General features: G+C 55.3%; 16 protein-coding genes. 1 reads left to right on the forward strand and 15 read right to left on the reverse strand.

Going from position 1 to position 18,719, the window contains the following annotated elements:
* Positions 1–167 precede the first annotated feature (167 nt).
* Positions 168–1,220, forward strand: coding sequence for a glycoside hydrolase family 5 protein (locus HG264_RS15660; RefSeq protein WP_169408480.1), 1,053 nt, complete (start codon positions 168–170; stop codon positions 1,218–1,220).
* Between the two features lie 54 nt (positions 1,221–1,274).
* On the opposite strand, the gene HG264_RS15665 is transcribed toward HG264_RS15660, so the two are convergent.
* From HG264_RS15665 to HG264_RS15735, 15 genes are all read right to left on the reverse strand, one after another.
* Positions 1,275–2,246: a phosphoribosyltransferase family protein gene (locus tag HG264_RS15665; RefSeq protein WP_169408481.1), complete on the reverse strand. Its 972-nt coding sequence runs from the start codon at positions 2,244–2,246 to the stop codon at positions 1,275–1,277.
* A 61-nt stretch (positions 2,247–2,307) separates the two neighbouring features.
* Positions 2,308–3,744 carry a mannose-1-phosphate guanylyltransferase/mannose-6-phosphate isomerase gene (locus tag HG264_RS15670; RefSeq protein WP_169408482.1) on the reverse strand — a complete coding sequence of 479 codons (1,437 nt, stop codon included), beginning with the start codon at positions 3,742–3,744 and terminating at the stop codon, positions 2,308–2,310.
* A 2-nt stretch (positions 3,745–3,746) separates the two neighbouring features.
* Positions 3,747–4,493: a WecB/TagA/CpsF family glycosyltransferase gene (locus HG264_RS15675; RefSeq protein WP_256663700.1), complete on the reverse strand. Its 747-nt coding sequence runs from the start codon at positions 4,491–4,493 to the stop codon at positions 3,747–3,749.
* A 60-nt stretch (positions 4,494–4,553) separates the two neighbouring features.
* Positions 4,554–5,327 carry a glycosyltransferase gene (locus tag HG264_RS15680; protein WP_169408484.1) on the reverse strand — a complete coding sequence of 258 codons (774 nt, stop codon included), beginning with the start codon at positions 5,325–5,327 and terminating at the stop codon, positions 4,554–4,556.
* The gene (locus tag HG264_RS15685) at positions 5,290–6,573 is read right to left on the reverse strand and encodes a hypothetical protein (RefSeq protein ID WP_169408485.1); all 1,284 of its coding nucleotides are present in this window, start codon (positions 6,571–6,573) and stop codon (positions 5,290–5,292) included. Before HG264_RS15685 ends, HG264_RS15680 begins: the two co-directional genes overlap by 38 nt.
* Before the next feature lie 123 nt (positions 6,574–6,696).
* Positions 6,697–7,149, reverse strand: a complete 453-nt coding sequence (locus HG264_RS15690; protein ID WP_169409167.1) for a GDP-mannose mannosyl hydrolase — start codon at positions 7,147–7,149, stop codon at positions 6,697–6,699.
* A gap of 1 nt (position 7,150) precedes the next feature.
* Positions 7,151–8,125, reverse strand: coding sequence for a GDP-L-fucose synthase (locus HG264_RS15695; RefSeq protein ID WP_169408486.1), 975 nt, complete (start codon positions 8,123–8,125; stop codon positions 7,151–7,153).
* Between the two features lie 2 nt (positions 8,126–8,127).
* On the reverse strand, positions 8,128–9,252 hold the full coding sequence (gmd, locus tag HG264_RS15700) for a GDP-mannose 4,6-dehydratase (protein WP_169408487.1): 1,125 nt from the start codon (positions 9,250–9,252) through the stop codon (positions 8,128–8,130).
* Between the two features lie 59 nt (positions 9,253–9,311).
* On the reverse strand, positions 9,312–10,472 hold the full coding sequence (locus HG264_RS15705; protein WP_169408488.1) for a glycosyltransferase family 2 protein: 1,161 nt from the start codon (positions 10,470–10,472) through the stop codon (positions 9,312–9,314).
* A gap of 54 nt (positions 10,473–10,526) precedes the next feature.
* Positions 10,527–11,816 (reverse strand): lipopolysaccharide biosynthesis protein, encoded by a 1,290-nt coding sequence (locus HG264_RS15710; RefSeq protein WP_256663701.1) that lies wholly within the window; start codon positions 11,814–11,816, stop codon positions 10,527–10,529.
* Positions 11,817–11,901: 85 nt separating this feature from the next.
* On the reverse strand, positions 11,902–13,248 hold the full coding sequence (locus tag HG264_RS15715; protein ID WP_169408490.1) for a UDP-glucose/GDP-mannose dehydrogenase family protein: 1,347 nt from the start codon (positions 13,246–13,248) through the stop codon (positions 11,902–11,904).
* A 106-nt stretch (positions 13,249–13,354) separates the two neighbouring features.
* Positions 13,355–14,749, reverse strand: a complete 1,395-nt coding sequence (locus HG264_RS15720) for an undecaprenyl-phosphate glucose phosphotransferase (protein WP_169408491.1) — start codon at positions 14,747–14,749, stop codon at positions 13,355–13,357.
* Positions 14,746–15,507: a hypothetical protein gene (locus tag HG264_RS15725; RefSeq protein ID WP_169408492.1), complete on the reverse strand. Its 762-nt coding sequence runs from the start codon at positions 15,505–15,507 to the stop codon at positions 14,746–14,748. Before HG264_RS15725 ends, HG264_RS15720 begins: the two co-directional genes overlap by 4 nt.
* A 371-nt stretch (positions 15,508–15,878) precedes the next feature.
* Entirely contained in the window at positions 15,879–18,101 is a 2,223-nt protein-coding gene (locus HG264_RS15730; protein WP_169408493.1) for a polysaccharide biosynthesis tyrosine autokinase, read from the reverse strand.
* Between the two features lie 2 nt (positions 18,102–18,103).
* A complete protein-coding gene (locus tag HG264_RS15735) occupies positions 18,104–18,640 on the reverse strand; it encodes a polysaccharide biosynthesis/export family protein (RefSeq protein WP_169408494.1) in 537 nt (178 codons plus the stop codon).
* Positions 18,641–18,719 lie beyond the last annotated feature (79 nt).

Here is an 18,719-nt window from a genome sequence, read left to right on the forward strand (position 1 = left end):
ACGGGTATTGGTTCAATTCAGGTCCTGGAATTGATTCTTGGTACACAGGTTGTCGGATGACTTGACAGGGATAGCCATTCAGCTTAGGCGTCGAACGCTCGCAGAATTGATGAGGATCGCGCTATCCAGGCGGCATCATCGGGAAACCCATCAGGAGGATCTACACAATGAGACAACCAGGCCTGAAGACAGTTCGTGAATGGTTGATATTCAGCACCTTTACTCTGCTATCGGCTGGCGCATCGGTGGCGACTGCGTCGGTGGATATGATCGGCATCAACGTTGCGGGCGCTGAGTTCACCGGGGGAAAGCTGCCTGGTAAGCACGGCACGCATTATTTCTTTCCGCCGGAGGACTACTTTGAATACTGGAGCGAACAGGGCATACGCACTGTGCGGTTTCCGCTGAAGTGGGAGCGTTTGCAGCCCAGCCTGAATGCCGAACTGGATAGCGTGTACGCTTCGCTGGTCGACGACATGCTCGATCAGGCGGAGAAATACGACGTAAAGGTCATTCTGGACGTGCACAACTACGCACGCTATCGCAAGAACGTGATCGGGACTGAAGAGGTGCCGGTAAGCGCCTATCAGGATCTTATGGAACGTATCGCCGAACGCTGGCACGGTCACGATGCGCTCTTCGCCTATGACATCATGAATGAGCCCTACGGTTCGGCGGATGAGCTGTGGCCTGAAGCTGCGCAGGCGGGAATCGACGGTGTGCGCAAACATGACAAGAAGCGCCCGTTATTGATCGAGGGTGCATCGTGGTCGAGCGCTGCCCGCTGGCCCCGCTATGCTGATGAGCTATTGAAGCTCAAGGATCCCGCCGACAACATGGTTTTTTCCGCCCACGTATATATCGATGAAGACGCCAGCGGTAGCTACAAGAAAGGGCCAGGCAAGGATTTTGAGCCGATGATTGGGGTGAAGCGCGTTGAGCCCTTCGTCAATTGGCTGAAAGAGCATGGCAAAAAGGGGCACATCGGTGAGTTCGGCATTCCAAACGATGATGAACGCTGGCTGGATGCGATGGATAAGCTGTTGAGCTACCTGAACGAAAACTGTATTCCCATCAACTATTGGGCGGCGGGACCTTCCTGGGGCAACTACAAGCTTTCAATCGAACCCAAAAAGGGCGAGAAACGACCGCAGGTTGCGTTGCTGAAAAAATATGCGGCGAAGGACAAGTGCTCTGACTTTGGTCCCAGCAAGGGCTAACGGGTTCAGTCTGGCGGCAGGCCGGTGTTGATTCCGCCTGCCTTCAGGTAGTTTTCAGGGCTCGCTCGGCACATGCGAGCCAGACATAAGGCGTCGTAGCTTGCCGAGTGCCTTGCGCCGGAATGTTAACCCTTTGCGCATGACCTGGGTTTTCAGCGCTGGCAAGCTCATACCTGGCGCATACATCTGATTGGCTTCGATGCAGAAAACTGGCTTGCTGGTCAGGCGCATGATATCCAGAGCGGTATCCTCATCATGTTCAATGAACAATATCGCATGAGGGTCCTGGTTGTAGATGTCAGCCTTGAACGCCGTGATAGCCGCATCCTTCGGGCTGATATGCCCAGCGTTGTTCAGCATATGCAGCTGGCCATATTCAACCCCGTGACGTTGCAGCCATTGCTCCGTTTGTTCGCGGTATTTCTCCGCACGGCACGTGATCAAATGCGCAACGGGCACTGAGGGGGTAAATAATGGCGTGGCGTTCTCGATGTAGGTAGCGCAGCTCTGATCATCGTGCACATCGGCGGCGTCTGGCTGCAGGTACAGCACTCCATCAATATCCAGACAGGCGTGTCGCATCAGGTTGTGATGCAGGATGTTCCACTCGAACAGCCTCGGCTGCTCAACCGTTTCGAAATAGAGATCAACGTTGCCGGTGTTCTCTTTTTGAGCGAATGCCGCCATGGTAATTACTTCGCCCTGGTAGACGGACCTCACCATCTCCGCCGCCGCCAGCATCGAATTGCCTGAAGCGATACTGTCGTCCACCAGCAGGATTTTCGTGGCATCCCATGGGTTCGCCAGGTGGGCATGTTTGTAGGTGCGCGTATTGCCTTTCTTCAGCTCATCGTTGCGACAGAACGAATAGAGGTCTGTAAGCGGCAGGTTCAGTTTTAGCGAAATGATGCTGGCTACCAGCATGCCGCTACGTGGAATGCCCACAACGAGATCGATGTCGTGGGGCACCTTGCTTGCGTATTTGTTAGTCAGATTCGCCAGATCGCTGACACTTCGATAGTTCATTAGCGTTGCTCCTAGACCCCCCGATGGGGTTGTTCAGCGCTCGGGGGGATACCGAATCCAATCAGGTAACGGACGTTTTTGTATCGGCTTCCGTTACGCGTCCGTAATTGTCAGCAAAGCGAATGATGTCGTCTTCTCCGAGATAGGAGCCGGACTGAACTTCGATGAGTTCAAGCGGAATAACACCGGGGTTTTCCAGGGAATGCACCTGGCCTATAGGGATATAGGTAGATTGATTCTCGGTGACCATGTACGTCTCGTCACCGTTGGTAACGCGAGCCGTACCGCACACCACGATCCAATGCTCGGCGCGGTGGTGATGCATCTGCACTGACAATTTGGCGCCTGGCTTCACGGTGATACGCTTGACCTGATAGCGCTGGCCATTGTCGATGGAGTCATACACGCCCCAGGGCCGATAAACTTCCCGGTGATTGAGATACTCGCAGCGATCATCACGCTTGAGCTGTTCGACGATGCGTTTGACTTCCTGGGTCTGGCTCTTGTGCGCGACCATTACCGCATCCTTGGTCTCGATGATCACCAGATCTTCGACGCCTACGGTGGCCACCAAACGGTGCTCGGCGTTCACGTAGGTCCCTTGGGTGTTCTCGCTCAGCACATCACCCTTGAACACATTGCCCTGCTCATCTTTGTTACTGACTTCCCATAAGGCAGACCAGGATCCGATATCGCTCCAGCCAACATCCAGCGGGACCATCACCGCATCGGCGGTTTTCTCCATGACGGCGTAGTCGATGGAATCTTCAGGGCAGGCGATGAATGCTTCCTTGTCGATGCGCGTGAAAATCATGTCCTGGCTACTGCGGCTGATGGCCTTGCGGCAGGCGGCAAGAATATCCGGCCGGAACTTCTCCAGTTCTTCCAGATACCGACTCGCACGGAACATGAACATGCCGCTGTTCCAGTAGAAATCGCCTGATAAGAGGTAATCCTTGGCAGTCTCCAGGTCTGGCTTCTCGACAAACTTGGCCACCTTGTAACCCCCATCTCCCTCAGGCGCGCCTTTCTGCACATAGCCATAGCCTGTTTCCGGGTGGGTGGGTACCACGCCGAAGCTGACCAGCTTGCCCGCCTCAGCGAGTGGCAAGGCGACGCCGATACGTTCACGGAAGCCTGCTTCGTCCTGAATCAAATGGTCGGCTGCCAGAATCAACAGCACCGGGTCATTGCCTTCAGCGACGGCCTGCAATGCCGCGAGCGCAACTGCCGGGGCGGTGTTGCGGCCGACCGGCTCGAGCAGAATTGGCGCCTCTTCCATATCCAGCTTGCGCATCTGTTCGGCGGCAAGGAAGCGGTGTTCTTCATTACAGATCAAGCGTGGCAGTTGGATATCGAGGCCATCCAGGCGTTTGATGGTGGCTTGCAGCATAGACAGCGAGGCATCTGCAAGCGGCAGGAACTGCTTGGGATTCAGCTGGCGCGAGAGCGGCCAAAGGCGCGAGCCGGTGCCGCCCGACATGATGATGGGGATCATTTCTAGACTCCTTTGTATGATAGCGGCTGTTTACTTCTGAGCTGCTTGACAAGTATCGGGATAAACCGGAGGCCGTCGCGTGCGTAACGCCCGCTCAGTCTGCGCGGTTCGCTGCAGATGCGGTGTAGCCATTCGAGATAAAGCTTCTGGATCCATTCGGGTGCGCGCGGCACAGCACCGGACAGAAAGTTCAGCGAGCCGCCAACGCACAGACCGACGCCTTTAGCCTTGCCGGTCTGGAAAACCTTGTGCGCCATTATTTCCTGGGTCGGGCAGCCAAGCGCGAACACCACCAGATGCGCTGGATGGTTGACGATAAAGTCCACGCAGGCTGCAGTCGCCTCAGGGTCCTTGATGAAGCCCATGGGCGGATAATGGTGGTAGAAGGTGATACCGGGAAACTTCTCGCGAAGCAGCATCATGTTGCTCGCTTCACAACCGACTACACATACCTTCCAGTGCTGTTCGTTTGCCAGATGGATGAGGCGCGCAGTCAAGGTACTGCCAGGAATGGCTTCTTCAAGATCAAGATTGCAGAACTTGAGAAACGGCAGCAGAACACGGCTATCGCAGATTCGATGGCTGGCCTGGTCATAGGCGGCGCGCAGATCCGTGTCGTCCTGAAGCTGAACGACATGGTTGACATTGGGAGTGACGATATAACTGAAGTCCTCCTGGCTGGTCGTTTTGATCTCCTCGACCAGCTGTTCCTCGGAGCCTCCGTAAAATTCAATATCAAAAGCTTTCAATGCAACCTCCCTGGCATTTGAAAAAGGCCTACAAATGCGCACTCTGTGAGTTTACTGCGTTCAGGCGGCCCGCTTATCCCGTGCAGCCTTGATTGATTTGATGTGGGCATGTACGTAATGCAGCCCATACAGAACGTAATTTTTGAATGAGGACAATTTGAGGAAGCGTTTGCGGATGTGTACGTCCTCCTTGATAGCCTCAAAGCGGCGCTGTTCGGAAACGCCGGTCAAATCGAAGATGCACAGTGGTTCGGCAAGCTGCAGCACTTCACGCGGCTTCTCAATACCATTAGTGAATTCAATGAGCATGCAGTAATCGGCTGACAGTTTGTAATCGTCCCGAAAGCGCAGGGTACTGAGATGCTCATTCTCGAAATACATCGCCTGGTGACTCGACGGCATGCCGATAAACAATTTGTCGATTGGTTTGGCATGCGACTCAATCAGCCTGCGGCTACCGGTGCGCAGATAGAAGTCGCCATAGATAAATTTCGGACGGACTTCTGCTTGCTCGATGGCCGCAGCAACCTTCTCCAGCACGGTTTCGTCATACAGCATGTCGCCGCTGTTAAGGAAGATGGTATAGCCAGGCAGCGCCGAGCCTTTGACCAATCCCTTGTTCATAGCGTCATACAAGCCCTTGTCCTGCTCGGATGTGATGTCCGCCTGCGGATCATTGATACGACTGAGCCACTCGACCGCTCCATCGTTGGACGCACCATCGATTACGATCCAGGTGAAATTCCGATGGGACTGCCGAACAACGCTCTGGTAGGTCTCCTTGAGACCGGCCAGGTTATTCCAATTTATAGTTACGATACTGAAGTGGACCATTGCTCACCCGGTTGAATTGTCGAGGCGACGTAGTTTCGGTTGCTTGCACCTTGGAGTAATAAAGGAAGCAGGCGGTGGTAATGCCCAGCATATCCCCCCCGTACATGATCGCGTTGGACATCACCATGTTGATAATGCTGAACGCGAAGCTCAGCTGAAAGGCTGCAAGCAAGTCGCCCTTGTGCTTGCAGCCCTTCATGATACGTAGGTACATGCCATAGAAAATGACAGCGATAAACGGCGTCAGGAAGCCATAGCGATGGTAGACACCGACAATGCCGACATCTGACAGGTAGAAGTGCGGGTTGTATATTGAATGAAAACCTTCGTTCCACTGCAGGGACAACGCGCCCTTGCCGATATAGTTGTTCTCTTTGATCGCCTGAATGATCGTGGCGATGGTGTTGTCCCGTACCCCAGGCCCGGTGGTGGCTTCCTCGAATAACAGGTTGAATCGCTCTATCTGCTCGGCCCAGAACTCCGGCATAAGGAAGAAAGAGGCGACCAGAATCAGGCCCGCCATCGCGCCGACCTTTACCATCGAGTCGATACGATTGCGGAAAATCCATAGTGCTGCCAGCGCCCATATAAGCATGGTGCCGCGGGTCTGGATCACCAGCCAGAGATAGGCAGCGAAGTACAGAACCAGCGCCAGTTTACCGATCGAGAGTTTCTCTTTGAGCTGATATAGCAGCATGAATACCGCGATCGTGACGTAACCCGAGCCTATACGGTAACGGTCGGGTCGCAGCGGGTTGTTACCCCAATCAACCTCATCCTTGGCGAAGGAAACCGACGCGTTGTCGGGAATGATGCTGAGGTAGTACATGAAACCGACGAAGGTCGCGAACAGCGCGGAATACAGGAAGTATTTCTCAAGGTGCTTTTGCGTTGGAGCCGTCTTTATCAGCAGCAACAACGCGACAAAAAAGCTCAACCACATGAAACTACGGCGTTCCTCGAGCAGGCCGTAGACCAGAGGCTGTCCATAGTTGAGATTGGCCAGAACGGCTGACGATACGGGTAGAAGCACGCCGAGGAACACGATCCACAGGGCGGTTTTCGATTGATACACCCGTCGCCAGGTCACAAACAGCGCGCCTGCAGCAGCAATAACGCCGAGCAGATAGAGTTCACGCAGAAAGGGGATGCCAGCTTTCTTATCGTCAGTCAGGAAGAAAACTTCCGAATTCAACAGAATAAGAATGAAGAGCAGATTCCTGTATGCAAGCAATTGCTTGAACAATGGCGATTTCCCTTTCTGTATTGAGGCTAGTCATGGCAGCGGGGGGTGTCGAGAAGCGGCCATTCGACAACAGAATTTGGCCCCCATGCCGTCTATAAGTTCCCTACCGTATGTCGGCGGGGTTCAGGCTATGTAGGCCCTGGTGTGCACGTGCACGTCATCCGAAGCCAGGAGGTCCGGTTTTGACCACCACCGGTAGCGTCCATGTTGGATCGCTGGAGGCTGCAGGACGCACCCGGATGGCAGCTTCAGGGTGTAGGCTACCACCACATAATGGGTATCTTGCGTGTCGCCAAACACACTGTCGTTATAAAAATGTTCATAGATGTTAAGCAGAGCAGCGTTCTCACGCGCAAATGCCTGGCCCAACTCGACTTCAGTCAGCCGCCTGAAAGCCGCGTCGAGACTTTCGTTCTTATAGATACGACCGCCTGGAACGAACCAGTAACCCTGGGCCGGGCGGTTTAACCGCTGGCCCAGAAGAATCTCGTCGCTCTGGTTCTGCACAATCAGATCAATCGAAACCAGCGGTGTGCTGGCCACTATCGATTGAAAGGCGTCTGCTTCGAGAAACATATCAGCCACGCGCCTCGTCCATGTGCTTCACAAACCAGCTGTACGCATCACGCAGGCCGTCTTCCAGCCCGATCTGTGCGCTCCAGCCAAGTGCTGCCAGGCGCGACACATCCATCAACTTGCGCGGCGTACCGTCGGGCTTGCTGGCATCAAAAGTCAGCTTGCCCTGGAACCCGGTCACCTGGCTGATGGTTTCAGCCAACTCGCGGATAGTGCAGTCCTGACCCGTGCCCACGTTGATGTGCGACAGCATGGGTTGGGTATGCTGCTGATAGGTGTCGCTGTCCAGATTCATGACGTGGACGCTGGCGGCGGCCATATCGTCCACATGCAGGAATTCGCGCATCGGCGTACCACTGCCCCAGACCACGACTTCCTCATCGCCGCGTTGAGTCGCTTCGTGAAAACGACGCAGCAGGGCGGGGATTACGTGGCTGTTTTCCGGATGGTAATTGTCATGCGGGCCGTACAGGTTGGTCGGCATCACGCTGCGGTAGTCACGTCCATACTGACGGTTGTAGCTTTCGCAGAGTTTGATGCCGGCAATCTTGGCGATAGCGTAGGGCTCGTTGGTCGGTTCCAGCACGCCGGTGAGCAGGGTTTCCTCGCGCATCGGCTGGTCGGCATTCTTCGGATAGATGCACGACGAGCCGAGGAACAGCAACCGTTGAACATCATTGGCATGCGCAGCATGAATGATGTTGGCTTCGATCATCAGATTCTCGTAGATGAACTCGGCCGGGTAGCTGTTGTTCGCATGGATGCCGCCAACCTTCGCTGCGGCCAGGTAGACCTGGTCGATGCGTTCTTCAGCGAAGAACGCACTCACCGCAGCCTGGCTGAGCAAGTCGAGCTCATGCCGGCTGCGGGTGATGATATTACTGTAGCCGAGAGCTTCCAGCCGGCGCACGATGGCTGAGCCAACCATGCCTCGGTGCCCCGCCACGAAAATGCGCTGGTCGAGATCCTGTCGCATACTCAACCCTCCACGGTGACCGGGATATCGTGGCCGTGTTCTTTGAGCAGGGCGTGACGCTTGGCGACCATGAGATCTTCACGGACCATTTCGGCGCACATCTCTTGTACTGTGATTTCAGGCGTCCAGCCCAGTTTGCTCTTGGCCTTGGACGGGTCGCCCAGCAGGGTTTCTACTTCGGCTGGACGGAAGTAGCGCGGATCGACTCGCATCACCACGTCTCCGGCCTTGACGCCTGGCGCTTGATCGCCTTCAACGCTTTCGACGATGGCTTTTTCGTCAACACCACTGCCTTCGAAGCGCAGTTTGATGCCCAGCTCAGCGGCAGACCAGCTGATGAACTCGCGCACCGAATATTGAACGCCGGTTGCGATCACGAAATCCTCAGCTTGTTCCTGCTGCAGCATCATCCACTGCATGCGCACGTAGTCTTTGGCATGACCCCAGTCACGCAGGGAATCGATGTTACCCATATACAGACAGCTTTCCAGGCCCTGGGCGATGTTGGCCATACCTCGGGTGATTTTGCGGGTAACGAAGGTTTCGCCGCGGCGCGGGGATTCGTGGTTGAACAGGATGCCGTTACAGGCATACATGCCATAAGCTTCGCGATAGTTCACGGTGATCCAGTAGGCGTACAGCTTGGCCACAGCGTAGGGAGAGCGCGGGTAGAAGGGCGTGGTTTCCTTCTGTGGCATCTCCTGCACCAGACCATAGAGCTCGGATGTCGACGCCTGATAGAAGCGGGTTTTCTTTTCCAGGCCCAGCAGGCGGATTGCCTCAAGGATACGCAGCGTGCCCATGGCATCGACGTCTGCAGTGTATTCCGGCGCTTCGAAACTGACGGCTACGTGGGACTGAGCGCCGAGGTTGTAGACCTCATCGGGCTGCACTTCCTGCAGGATGCGGGTCAGGTTGGACGAGTCGGACAGGTCGCCGTAGTGCAGAACGAAGTTCTTGTTCTCGACATGCGGGTCCTGATAGATGTGATCGACGCGCTGGGTATTGAACAATGAAGCGCGGCGCTTGATGCCATGAACTTCATAACCCTTCTCGAGCAGGAATTCTGCGAGATAAGAACCATCCTGCCCGGTGATGCCCGTGATTAAAGCCTTTTTGCGTTCCATTTTCTTAATACTCCGGTCGTATTTGCAATGAGTTGAATTCGTTTGAATCGGGTAGTCGTCTATCGTGATCTGGCGCTACGAAGCAGAATTTGAATACGCTCGCGGAAGCCGAAAAGAATGACTTGTACCGACGGAAACTTGTAGAAAAAGCGGTACATGTCGTATTCGGTTTTCGGCGCAGTCAGGCTGGCGCTATTCAGTTCGGCAGAATCGATCAGGGCAATGCCGTCGCCCTCTATGTCATGCATGACGCTGAGCTCCATGGGTTTCATAGATAAGCTGAAGTTGAATAATCCCTTCTGACTGGTACGGGTCAGCTGCAATCCGCTGCGGCAATCCTTGCAACCGTAGAGGTTTACGGTGAAGTCATAGGCGGCAAGCTTTTCATTCTGCTTTTTTACGCTCTCAGGTAGCAGCTCGCAGAATGCGTCGTACTTGGCCAGGCTGTCGTCGAGGGGGGCAAACTGGTAGTCAATTTCCTGTTGCTGTATGGCTACCTGGAAGCGCGACGACGCGATGTTGAAGTGTTGCCCCGGGTCGCCAAAGTTCGTCGTGAGCGAACGGTAGGGGTACACGAAGAACTTGTTCCGCGAAATGATGTAAGCGTTGTACAGCTTCAACCATGACGATTCCGGCCAAGCGCGAATATCCGCAGGGATATTGTCGATGTGGGCAATATCCGTACCGTTTTTTTCCATCCACGCGCGGAAACCGATCCAGTGGGAGCGTGACCAGGCCTGCCCCCAGGACGCTGCCAGCTGCATGAAATAGACGTCGGCATTGCCATTATCAACGGGAGTGAACGGGAGGTTTGCCGTCTGGTTGAACTGCTGGCTATACAGACTTATGCCAGCAATATTTGCGTCGCCCGCATAAAAGCTGAGCGCCGCGGTGGTGTATTGGTAGAAATATGGCGAAGCGAACAAATCATCTTCGAGGATGATGACATCGCCGTATTCCTCGGTAAGGTCGCCGCAGCTCAGTACGTGTTCCCGCAGGCCGAGGCGAGTCTTGTGAGCAATGATGCGCTTTTCGCCGAATGGCCAATCGAAGTCTTCCGCAACCTCGCGGGGTTCTTCCATGCCCGAATTATCCAGGCTGATGACCAGACGGACGTTCCCCGGCGGAAAATGCGCTTTGCGCAGCGAGCCCAGCAAGCGACTAAGACTCTTCGGGCGGTTGTACCCGATGACAATGATGGTAGGCAGATTCAGAGGCATAACGTCTCACAACCAGAGTTGGGGAAAATTGATAGGCGTAAACCGGTCAAGTGATCAGGCATTGCGGTATCCCCGGGCAAACCTTCTACGCGATTCAACAGCTGTCAGCGCTACCAGACACAGGTAAATAACGATGCTCGCGACGGTGAAAGCGATCACTGTACTCAGCGAATCTTCGAGCACGGCGGCACCGATGAACAGCGCGGATATGCGTAATACCGTACTGACGATTTCGAACACCAGAGACAGTCGCTGCATGGACAGAGCAGGGAAGGCGACGGTGCAAGGTCGGCTGATGAAGATGGCGTACTCAGCTAGCGCCAGCCAGCGCGCGAATTCGCCCGCTGATTCCCAGGCTGAACCGAACACGAAGGCAAACATCCAGGGGCCGAAGAAAAACACTGTGCCAAAGGGCACGAGCCCAACGATCGCCAACCCGGCTACCGCTTTCATCAGCATCGCGGTGATGGGTTCCTGGCGGTGGATGGCTTGTGTGATTTTAGGATAATAGACGTCAGCGACCGATTTTCCGATCAGGTGCGTTGGCATACTCAATGCCTGCTTGCACAGCGTGAAGTATCCCGCAGCCGCCGGCCCGAAATAGGCGGCAAGTACCAGCGTCGGCAGGTTCTGCGACACAGTGTTGATGAACATCTGCGGTGCACGAAATAGCGGAAAGTCACTGTAGCGCTTGGCAACGGAGAGGGTCTGATCCTTCGCTGCCTGTCTGTTCGCTGCGTCATCATCATTGTCGGTTCCGCTAGCGCGACGAATGCCAAACAGCAGCATCAGCGCATGCAGGAGTGGACCGATTGCAGTCGTGAAAACCAGCACAGCGGCCGAAGCGTGGATCCAGCCCGCGGCGCTACGGATGAGGTTGTGCAGCAAGGAATGCGTGATGGCGACCTTAGCCGTGATGCGGAACAGCTGATGGCGGATCAGCCACTGTTGTGCAATTTCCAGAGCAGCGCCGAAGAACATGGTCAGCGGTAGCAGCATCAGAAAAGGCGAGATTTCCTCTACGCCCATTTTTGCCACCAGGGGCGTGCCGAAACCATATAGTAACGCTGCCGACAGAATGGCCATGCCTACGGCAATGAATAGAGACAGTCTGACCACTGCTTTCGCGTCGGCGTTGCTTTTGGGCAGCACTATGGCCATCGGATAGGACAGGGCGGCCGCGGGCACGATCATCATGACCACGCCCATGAACACACCAAGCACACCATAGCTTTCCGGACCGTACAACCGGGTTATGACCGGCATGAACAGCATCGTCAGCACCTGGGCACCAGCTGTGCCGGACACCACGGTGAGGATATTGCGCAGCAGTTTGCTGCGCATTTGCTGACGCAGCAGCTCGCTGTATCTCGACCAGCGGGATCCGTGTCCGTTTGCGTTGATGTCGACCTCCATTGTCGGCGACCCGTTAGGCATTGATGCTGGTACGGCCGATACCGTAATAGTCGAACCCGGCACGCTTGATCTGAGTCAGGTCGTACTGGTTACGCCCATCAATGATCAAAGGTTGCTTCAGCAGTTTTTTCAATGCTTTGAGGTCTGGCCGGCGGTAGGGCTTCCACTCGGTAACCAGGATCAGCGCGTCTGCGTCTATGGCGGCTTCATACTGGCCTTCAACAATTTCCAGCTTGCCTTCCGCGAACCATTTTTCCGGGAACTCGCGTCGTGCGGTCTCGTAAGCTACCGGGTCGCAGGCTTTCACTGTCGCGCCAGCATTGATCAGACTGTTGATCAGCACCACGCTTGGCGCTTCACGCATGTCGTCGGTACCCGGCTTGAATGCCAGGCCCCAGACTGCGAAGCTTTTGCCGGCCAGGTCGCCGTCAAAGTGCGCGTTGACCTTGTTGAACAACGACTGTTTCTGGAGCTCGTTGCGTGCTTCCACTGCCTGCAGCAGCTTGGGTTCGAAATCACTTTTGTGAGCAATACTGATCAGGGCTTTCACGTCTTTGGGGAAGCATGAGCCGCCGTAACCACAGCCGGCGTAGATGAAGTGGTAGCCGATTCGCTGGTCAGAGCCGATACCCAGGCGTACATTTTCCACATCGACATCAAGTCGCTCGCACAGGCTGGCAATCTCGTTCATGAAGGAGATCTTGGTCGCAAGCATGGCGTTTGCCGCGTACTTAGTCATTTCTGCATCGCGAACACCCATGAACATCATGCGGGGACGGTTGCGAATGAAGGGCGCGTACAGCTCATTCATTACGCCGCGGGCTCGCTCACTATCTGTGCCGACGATGATCCGGTCGGGATGCATGAAATCATCGACGGCAGCCCCTTCCTTCAAAAACTCGGGGTTCGATACCACATCGAATTCGATGTCCAAGCCGCGCTTTTCGAGCTGTTCTGCGACAGTGGCGCGCACCAGGTCAGCAGTGCCGACAGGTACCGTGGACTTGTTGATGATGACGGAGGGGCGGGTGATCAGACTGCCGATTTCTCGAGCAACATCCACTACATAATGCAGGTCCGCTGAGCCATCTTCGCCCGGAGGAGTACCTACCGCGATGAAGAACACTTCAGAATCTTCGATGGTGTCTTTCAGCGACGTAGTAAAGCGCAAACGGTCCGCAGAAAAGTTGTCAGAGACAATGTCTTCCAGACCGGGCTCATAGATCGGCAAAATACCCTTTTTCAGATTCTCTATCTTCGCGGGATCGATATCCACGCAGTAAACAGTGTTACCCATTTCTGCGATACAAGCGCCCGTAACGAGCCCAACATAGCCGGTTCCTACAACTGTGATATTCATGGCGCTTCCTTAAATTTGAACAAATCTGCTTGCACTCCCGGCATCGAGGCCGGGGGCGTGTTTAATATCTGATGGCTTCAGCGGATTGCCCGGATGGCTTCGACAATCAGTAGACGTCTCGTGAGAACAACGTGAACGGAGTACGGAACAGAATTTTGATATCCAGCCACAGCGACCAGTTATTGATGTAGGCCAGATCCTGCTCGACGCGTTGCTGCATTTTCTCAATTGTTTCCGTTTCGCCACGGTGGCCGGTGACCTGGGCCAACCCAGTGATGCCCGGCTTGATGCGATGACGTGCCATGTAAGCCAGGATCTTGTCACTGTAGTAATCGTTATGGGTCACGGCGTGCGGACGTGGTCCCACCAGGGACATCTCTCCACGCAATACATTGAACAACTGCGGTAGCTCGTCTATGGAGGTGCTGCGCAGTATGCGGCCCACCGGTGTAACGCGCGGGTCGTCACGCGTAGCCTGTTTTACAATTTTGTCGTCGTCATGCATGCGCATGGAGCGGAACTTCATGACGTGGATTATCTCGCCATTCCAACCATGCCGCGGCTGGCGGAACAGTACCGGGCCCGGTGAAGACATTTTTACGGCGATAGCGGCGCAGATCAGCAGCGGGCTGAGCGCAACGATTGCCAGCAATGCTACGCCCCGGTCGAGCAGTTCCTTGCTGAACACCGACGCCGGGTGAGAGCTAAGCGGCGTTTCATTCAGATAGATAGCGGGTAGCTGTTCGATTTGAGAAATTGACTGGTTGAGTAGAGGCATCCGGCCGAAATCCGGGATCCAGACCACGTCTACGCTGAGGTCGAGCAGGGTGATGTAGAGTTTTTCGATATAGGCAACTTCGTCCAGGCTTAGCGCGATATAGACACGACGAATGCCGTACTGGTCTACCAGTTCCCGAACTTTGGACAGATCACCCAGGACCGGAAAGCGACCATCGAGTGTCTGGGTGTCGGGCTTGGAAGTGATCAGACCCACCAGCGGTACCCGGTTGGAGCCATGCAAACGCTTGGCTAGCTCATACGCCGCAGGACCGGAGCCGATGATCACGGATGTTCTGCCGAGGCGCAGCTTGCTGGAGTGCAGGTTGCCAAAATAGCGCAGGGGAATATAACTCGCTGCCTGAATCAGATACCCAAGCACAGCCCATTGCAGAAACACATCGGAGGAGAACAGGTGCATGCTTTGGCTGGCATAAGTGATAGCCACTAAGCCCGCCAGCAGGAGCGCCCAGCCGCCCATCAGGTGAACCAGGCCGGATAGATAACTGTGCCGCTTATGGTAAACGTGCATCAGCATATAGGCAGGCACTGACCCGAATACGGTGATGACGATCAGAAGCCGATATTGCGTAGGGACGACTTCCAGTTGCTGATAAACCAGATAGCAAAGCAGGCCGCTGACCAGAGACATAGCGCAAAGCCATTGGCCCCAGAACGTAAGACCCCGGCGATTCACGGCGGGATTGGTGCGTTTGGCGATCATTGTGAACCTTCCTCCTTGCATATCTGCTGCTCGGCTTTGACCGCTGAGCCGAGACTCCAGCACAGTGGGGTGGCCAGGCCTGTGGCCTTTGCCAGGTTATACATATGTAATGCTTCCTTTTTGCTGAAAGCGACGGAGCGATTCGCTGCTTCGAGCGTGATAGTTCGTTGGCTGGGAGTGAGTTCGCTCCAAGCTGAAAATCCCAGTGCGGCGAGGTCACTGTCCAGTTCCATTCGGCCTGCGCCGAGCTCGTTAGTACGGCGCATTGCCAAGTCGTATTCGTCATCCATCTGATGCAACGCCTGTTTTGCGTACGCCAATCTCAGCCATGTCCAGGGCCAGACAGGGCGCGCCTCAACCGATTGACGGAAGGCCTGAAGCGCGCCTTGTCGCTGGGTCTCTCTTCTAGCGCCTTCAGGCGCAACCAGGGAGCCCCATAACAAGACCCTGCCGAGGCGGTCAAGGTACTCGGCGTTTGTAATCGGGGCCTGCTCTACTGCGCTCACTGCTCGTTGAAAAGACATGTTCCAATAGCTTTCGCTAGGCGGTGTGTCCGAGCGCTGCCAGTTGCGCAATGCCAACTCCGCCTGTTCGCTGGCTACCCCGGCAAACAACATAGGAGCCGAGAGCACCAGACATAGGGCAGAAACCGGTAGCGCAAAAAGACAAGCTAGCTTCTGCGCGATCGGTGGCTGCTCGGAGGCGCGGCGGGGGGACGTGCTTTTTGTATATGGGCCGTTATCAGCGGATATGGTCATTTCCAAACATCCTTGCCTTTGTCCTTCGCCGAGTTGGCATGACACTCCTGGCCGTCCGCGGCCAGTAACCTCTGAAAAATACGTCACGCTCATGCGGGATGAGCCGTGGTGTATCTACGACAAGGCTTCAAGTCTGATGTTCCCCAAAAAAAACGATGCGTTTCGCATTTATGTGCTACCGCTCGGATGGCTGGTAGGCTAATCGGGATATCGACTGCATAGACAGCTGCGCAACCAGGCTTAAGCATCAGCATGGTTGCGCAGCGGCTAAGGGGTAAGAGCAAGGCGAGAGGCGCTTTGATGCCGCCTCGTTCTTAGATGGCGGCATGCCCGCGGTAGTGCAGTAGCGATGCTACATCATCGGCGCGGGACTATGCATTCTGCTCGCTGTAACCGTAGTGGTCGTAGTACCCGCTGTACTCGCCTTTTTTGGCGGCTTTCTTGACGTCAACCTGGTTAAGAACCACCCCGACAATGGATGCACCGCTTTGCAGCAGCTGACCCACGCCTTTTTGCGCCATGTTGATGGAGGTGTGTTCCGACTTGATCACATAAATAACCGAGTCTGCATACGTAGACATCAACACCGAATCGCTGACCGCCTGGGTCGGAGGTGAATCAATGAGAATGTGGTCGTATTGCTCCTTGGCACGCTCCAGGAACTTGGCGAAGCGAGGTGATGCCAGCAGCTCCAGCGGGTTTGGCGGCACCGCACCAGCGGTCAACATGTCCAGCTGATTGTCGACTGTCTGGATGCAATCTTCTGCTTTGGCCGTGCCGGCAATCAGGTTCGCCAGACCCGGTGTACCCACCGGGAAATCGAAATTCTTGGCCAGGGTAGGGCGTCGCAAGTCGGCGTCGATCAGCAGAACGCGCTGTAGCTGGCTTAGCGCGAACGCCATGTTGGCTGCTACCGAGCTCTTACCTTCAGCAGGAACCGAGGAGGTTACCACAATGACTTTCTGCGGCCTGCTCATATCGGCCAGCATGACACTGGTACGAATGGTCCGGATTGCCTCGCAGAACCGCATGTCGTCACCCTTCTCGAAGAGATGGGCCACCTTCTTCTGCTGCTTCTTGGCAACCAGCGGTACGATACCCAATACCGGCAGGTTGAGGTTGTTCTCGACGTCCTCGGCGCTCTTGAAGGTGTTGTTGAGGAAGTCAGCAATGAGCGCAATAGCTATGCCGGCAATGAACGACAGTACACTGGCCAACATGATCAACAAGCGAGTATTCGGGGCTGATGGTGTGGCTGGTGGCAGAGCTTCGTCGACAATGCGAGCGTTAGTGCTGCTCAAATCCTGAGTCGCGGTGGTTTCACGTAACCGGGTCTGGAAGGTTTCGTACAGCTCCCGGTTGCTTTCTACGTCACGTTCGAGCTCGCGAACCTTGAACTCCTTACGCGAAATATCCTGGATCTCTTCTTTGTTCTGATCGAAGGACGCGCGCAGCGAGTTTTCATTGGCAACCGCGAGTTGATAGTTACGTTCGATACCTGCTACGACCTGCTCAACTTGCGCTTTCAGGCTGGCGGTGGCCGCTGCGAGGTCGGATTGCGCCGCCTGCATGGCAGGGAACCGCTCGCCATAACGGCGTGACAGCTCTTCGACCTTCGCCCGGGCACGCGCCTGTTCAGATTTGAACTGCTGAATCAACGGGTGACCCAGTACTGCCGGGACGCTTGCCATCCGTTCCCAGCCCTGATCTTGCATGGCCTGAACTTGACGGTACTGACTTTCGGCTTCGGCACGTTGACGACGGGCGTCAATCATCCGGTCGCCTGTCAGGGACAGGTTGTCTGCACTGACGGTACCGACGCCGCCGACGTCAACCAGGCCTTCTTCTTCACGGTATTGTTGCAGGCGGTTTTCAGCCTCTTTGAGCGAAGTGCGCAGTTCCGCCAGGCGGCTATTCATCCAGGTGGTGGCAGCCATGGACATTTCCATCTGGGCTTCCAGCTGGCCTTCAATATAGCTGTTGGCCAAAGCGTTGGCTGCCTGGGCGGCAGTCAAGCGGTCCGCCATCTCGACTGAAATTCGAACCAGCTGACTTTTACCTTCGACGTCGGCGGCTGTACGTGTCATGAAGTCGCGAGTGACCGCGTCCATGATCTCTGCTTCTGTCATCGGGGCAGCTGATTTCGAAGGGTCTTCGCCAAGGATCATGTTTTTGGCGCGCCGTACCATGCCCTTGATATCGATCAATGGCTCAGAGCGCTGGCGTGGATCGAACTCAGGATGCTCGGTTAGGTTCAGCTCACGTACCACGCGTTCAGCGACGCCGCGGCTGTTGATCAAACCAAGCTGGGTCTGCAAATACTCACTCAACTGGCCTGTATTGTCGTAGACGCGCTGAAAGTCGACCAGCTGATCGCCCTTGGATTCGATCATCATGGTCACACTGGCGCGATAGATGGGTGTCATCTGCATCACGGCCAGGGTAGCCAGCATTGTAACCACCAGGACCAGCGAGATAATGCTCCATTTCCGGGACCATAGCGCGTGCCAGATCTTTTTCAGGTCGATATAGTCAGCGTCGTCTTCAGACTGCATTGGCTGCCACTGGCGGTCAGGTCGTATGGAGCTGTTCATGCTCAAAAGAATCCTTGGTCGATAGTGATGGTGTCACCTGGCTGAACGATAGTGCTCAGTGACGCCCGTTCGGCGGCGCGATTTTCATCAGAACCGCGAACAATGGTAATGCGACGTGTCGAGGCGCGTTCCGTGAGTCCGCCTGCCAGAGCGATAGCACGATCAAGCGTCAAGCCGGGCTGGTATGGATAACCACCGGGCTGTTTGACCTCACCGCTGATATAAAATTCGCGGTAGTTGATAACGCTCACCGAAACGCGTGGGTCGACCAGATAGCCGTCCTTCAAGGATTCGGTAATCAGGTTCTCTATTTCGCGGGGTGTTTTGCCCTTCGCTTCCACTGCGCCGAGGAAGGGGTACGAGAAAGTCCCTGCATCGTTCAGGCGAATCTCTTCGAATGTGAGGTCGGGTTCGCCGAACACGCTGATGCGCAGTACATCGCCCGAACTGAGACGGTACTGCGTGTTTGCTGTAGCCTGAAAGCTCAGGGCGAGCAGTAATAGGATCGTTGCTGTTCTTAACATATGTTGGATAGACATGTTTGCTCTCTCCATCTAGCTGTTTGTCAGCGCTGTGGGGGGATGTCAGCCCCATAGCCTGGCCTGAATCCTTCCGGAT

The organism is Pseudomonas sp. gcc21 (genome assembly GCF_012844345.1).
Taxonomy (GTDB): domain Bacteria; phylum Pseudomonadota; class Gammaproteobacteria; order Pseudomonadales; family Pseudomonadaceae; genus Halopseudomonas.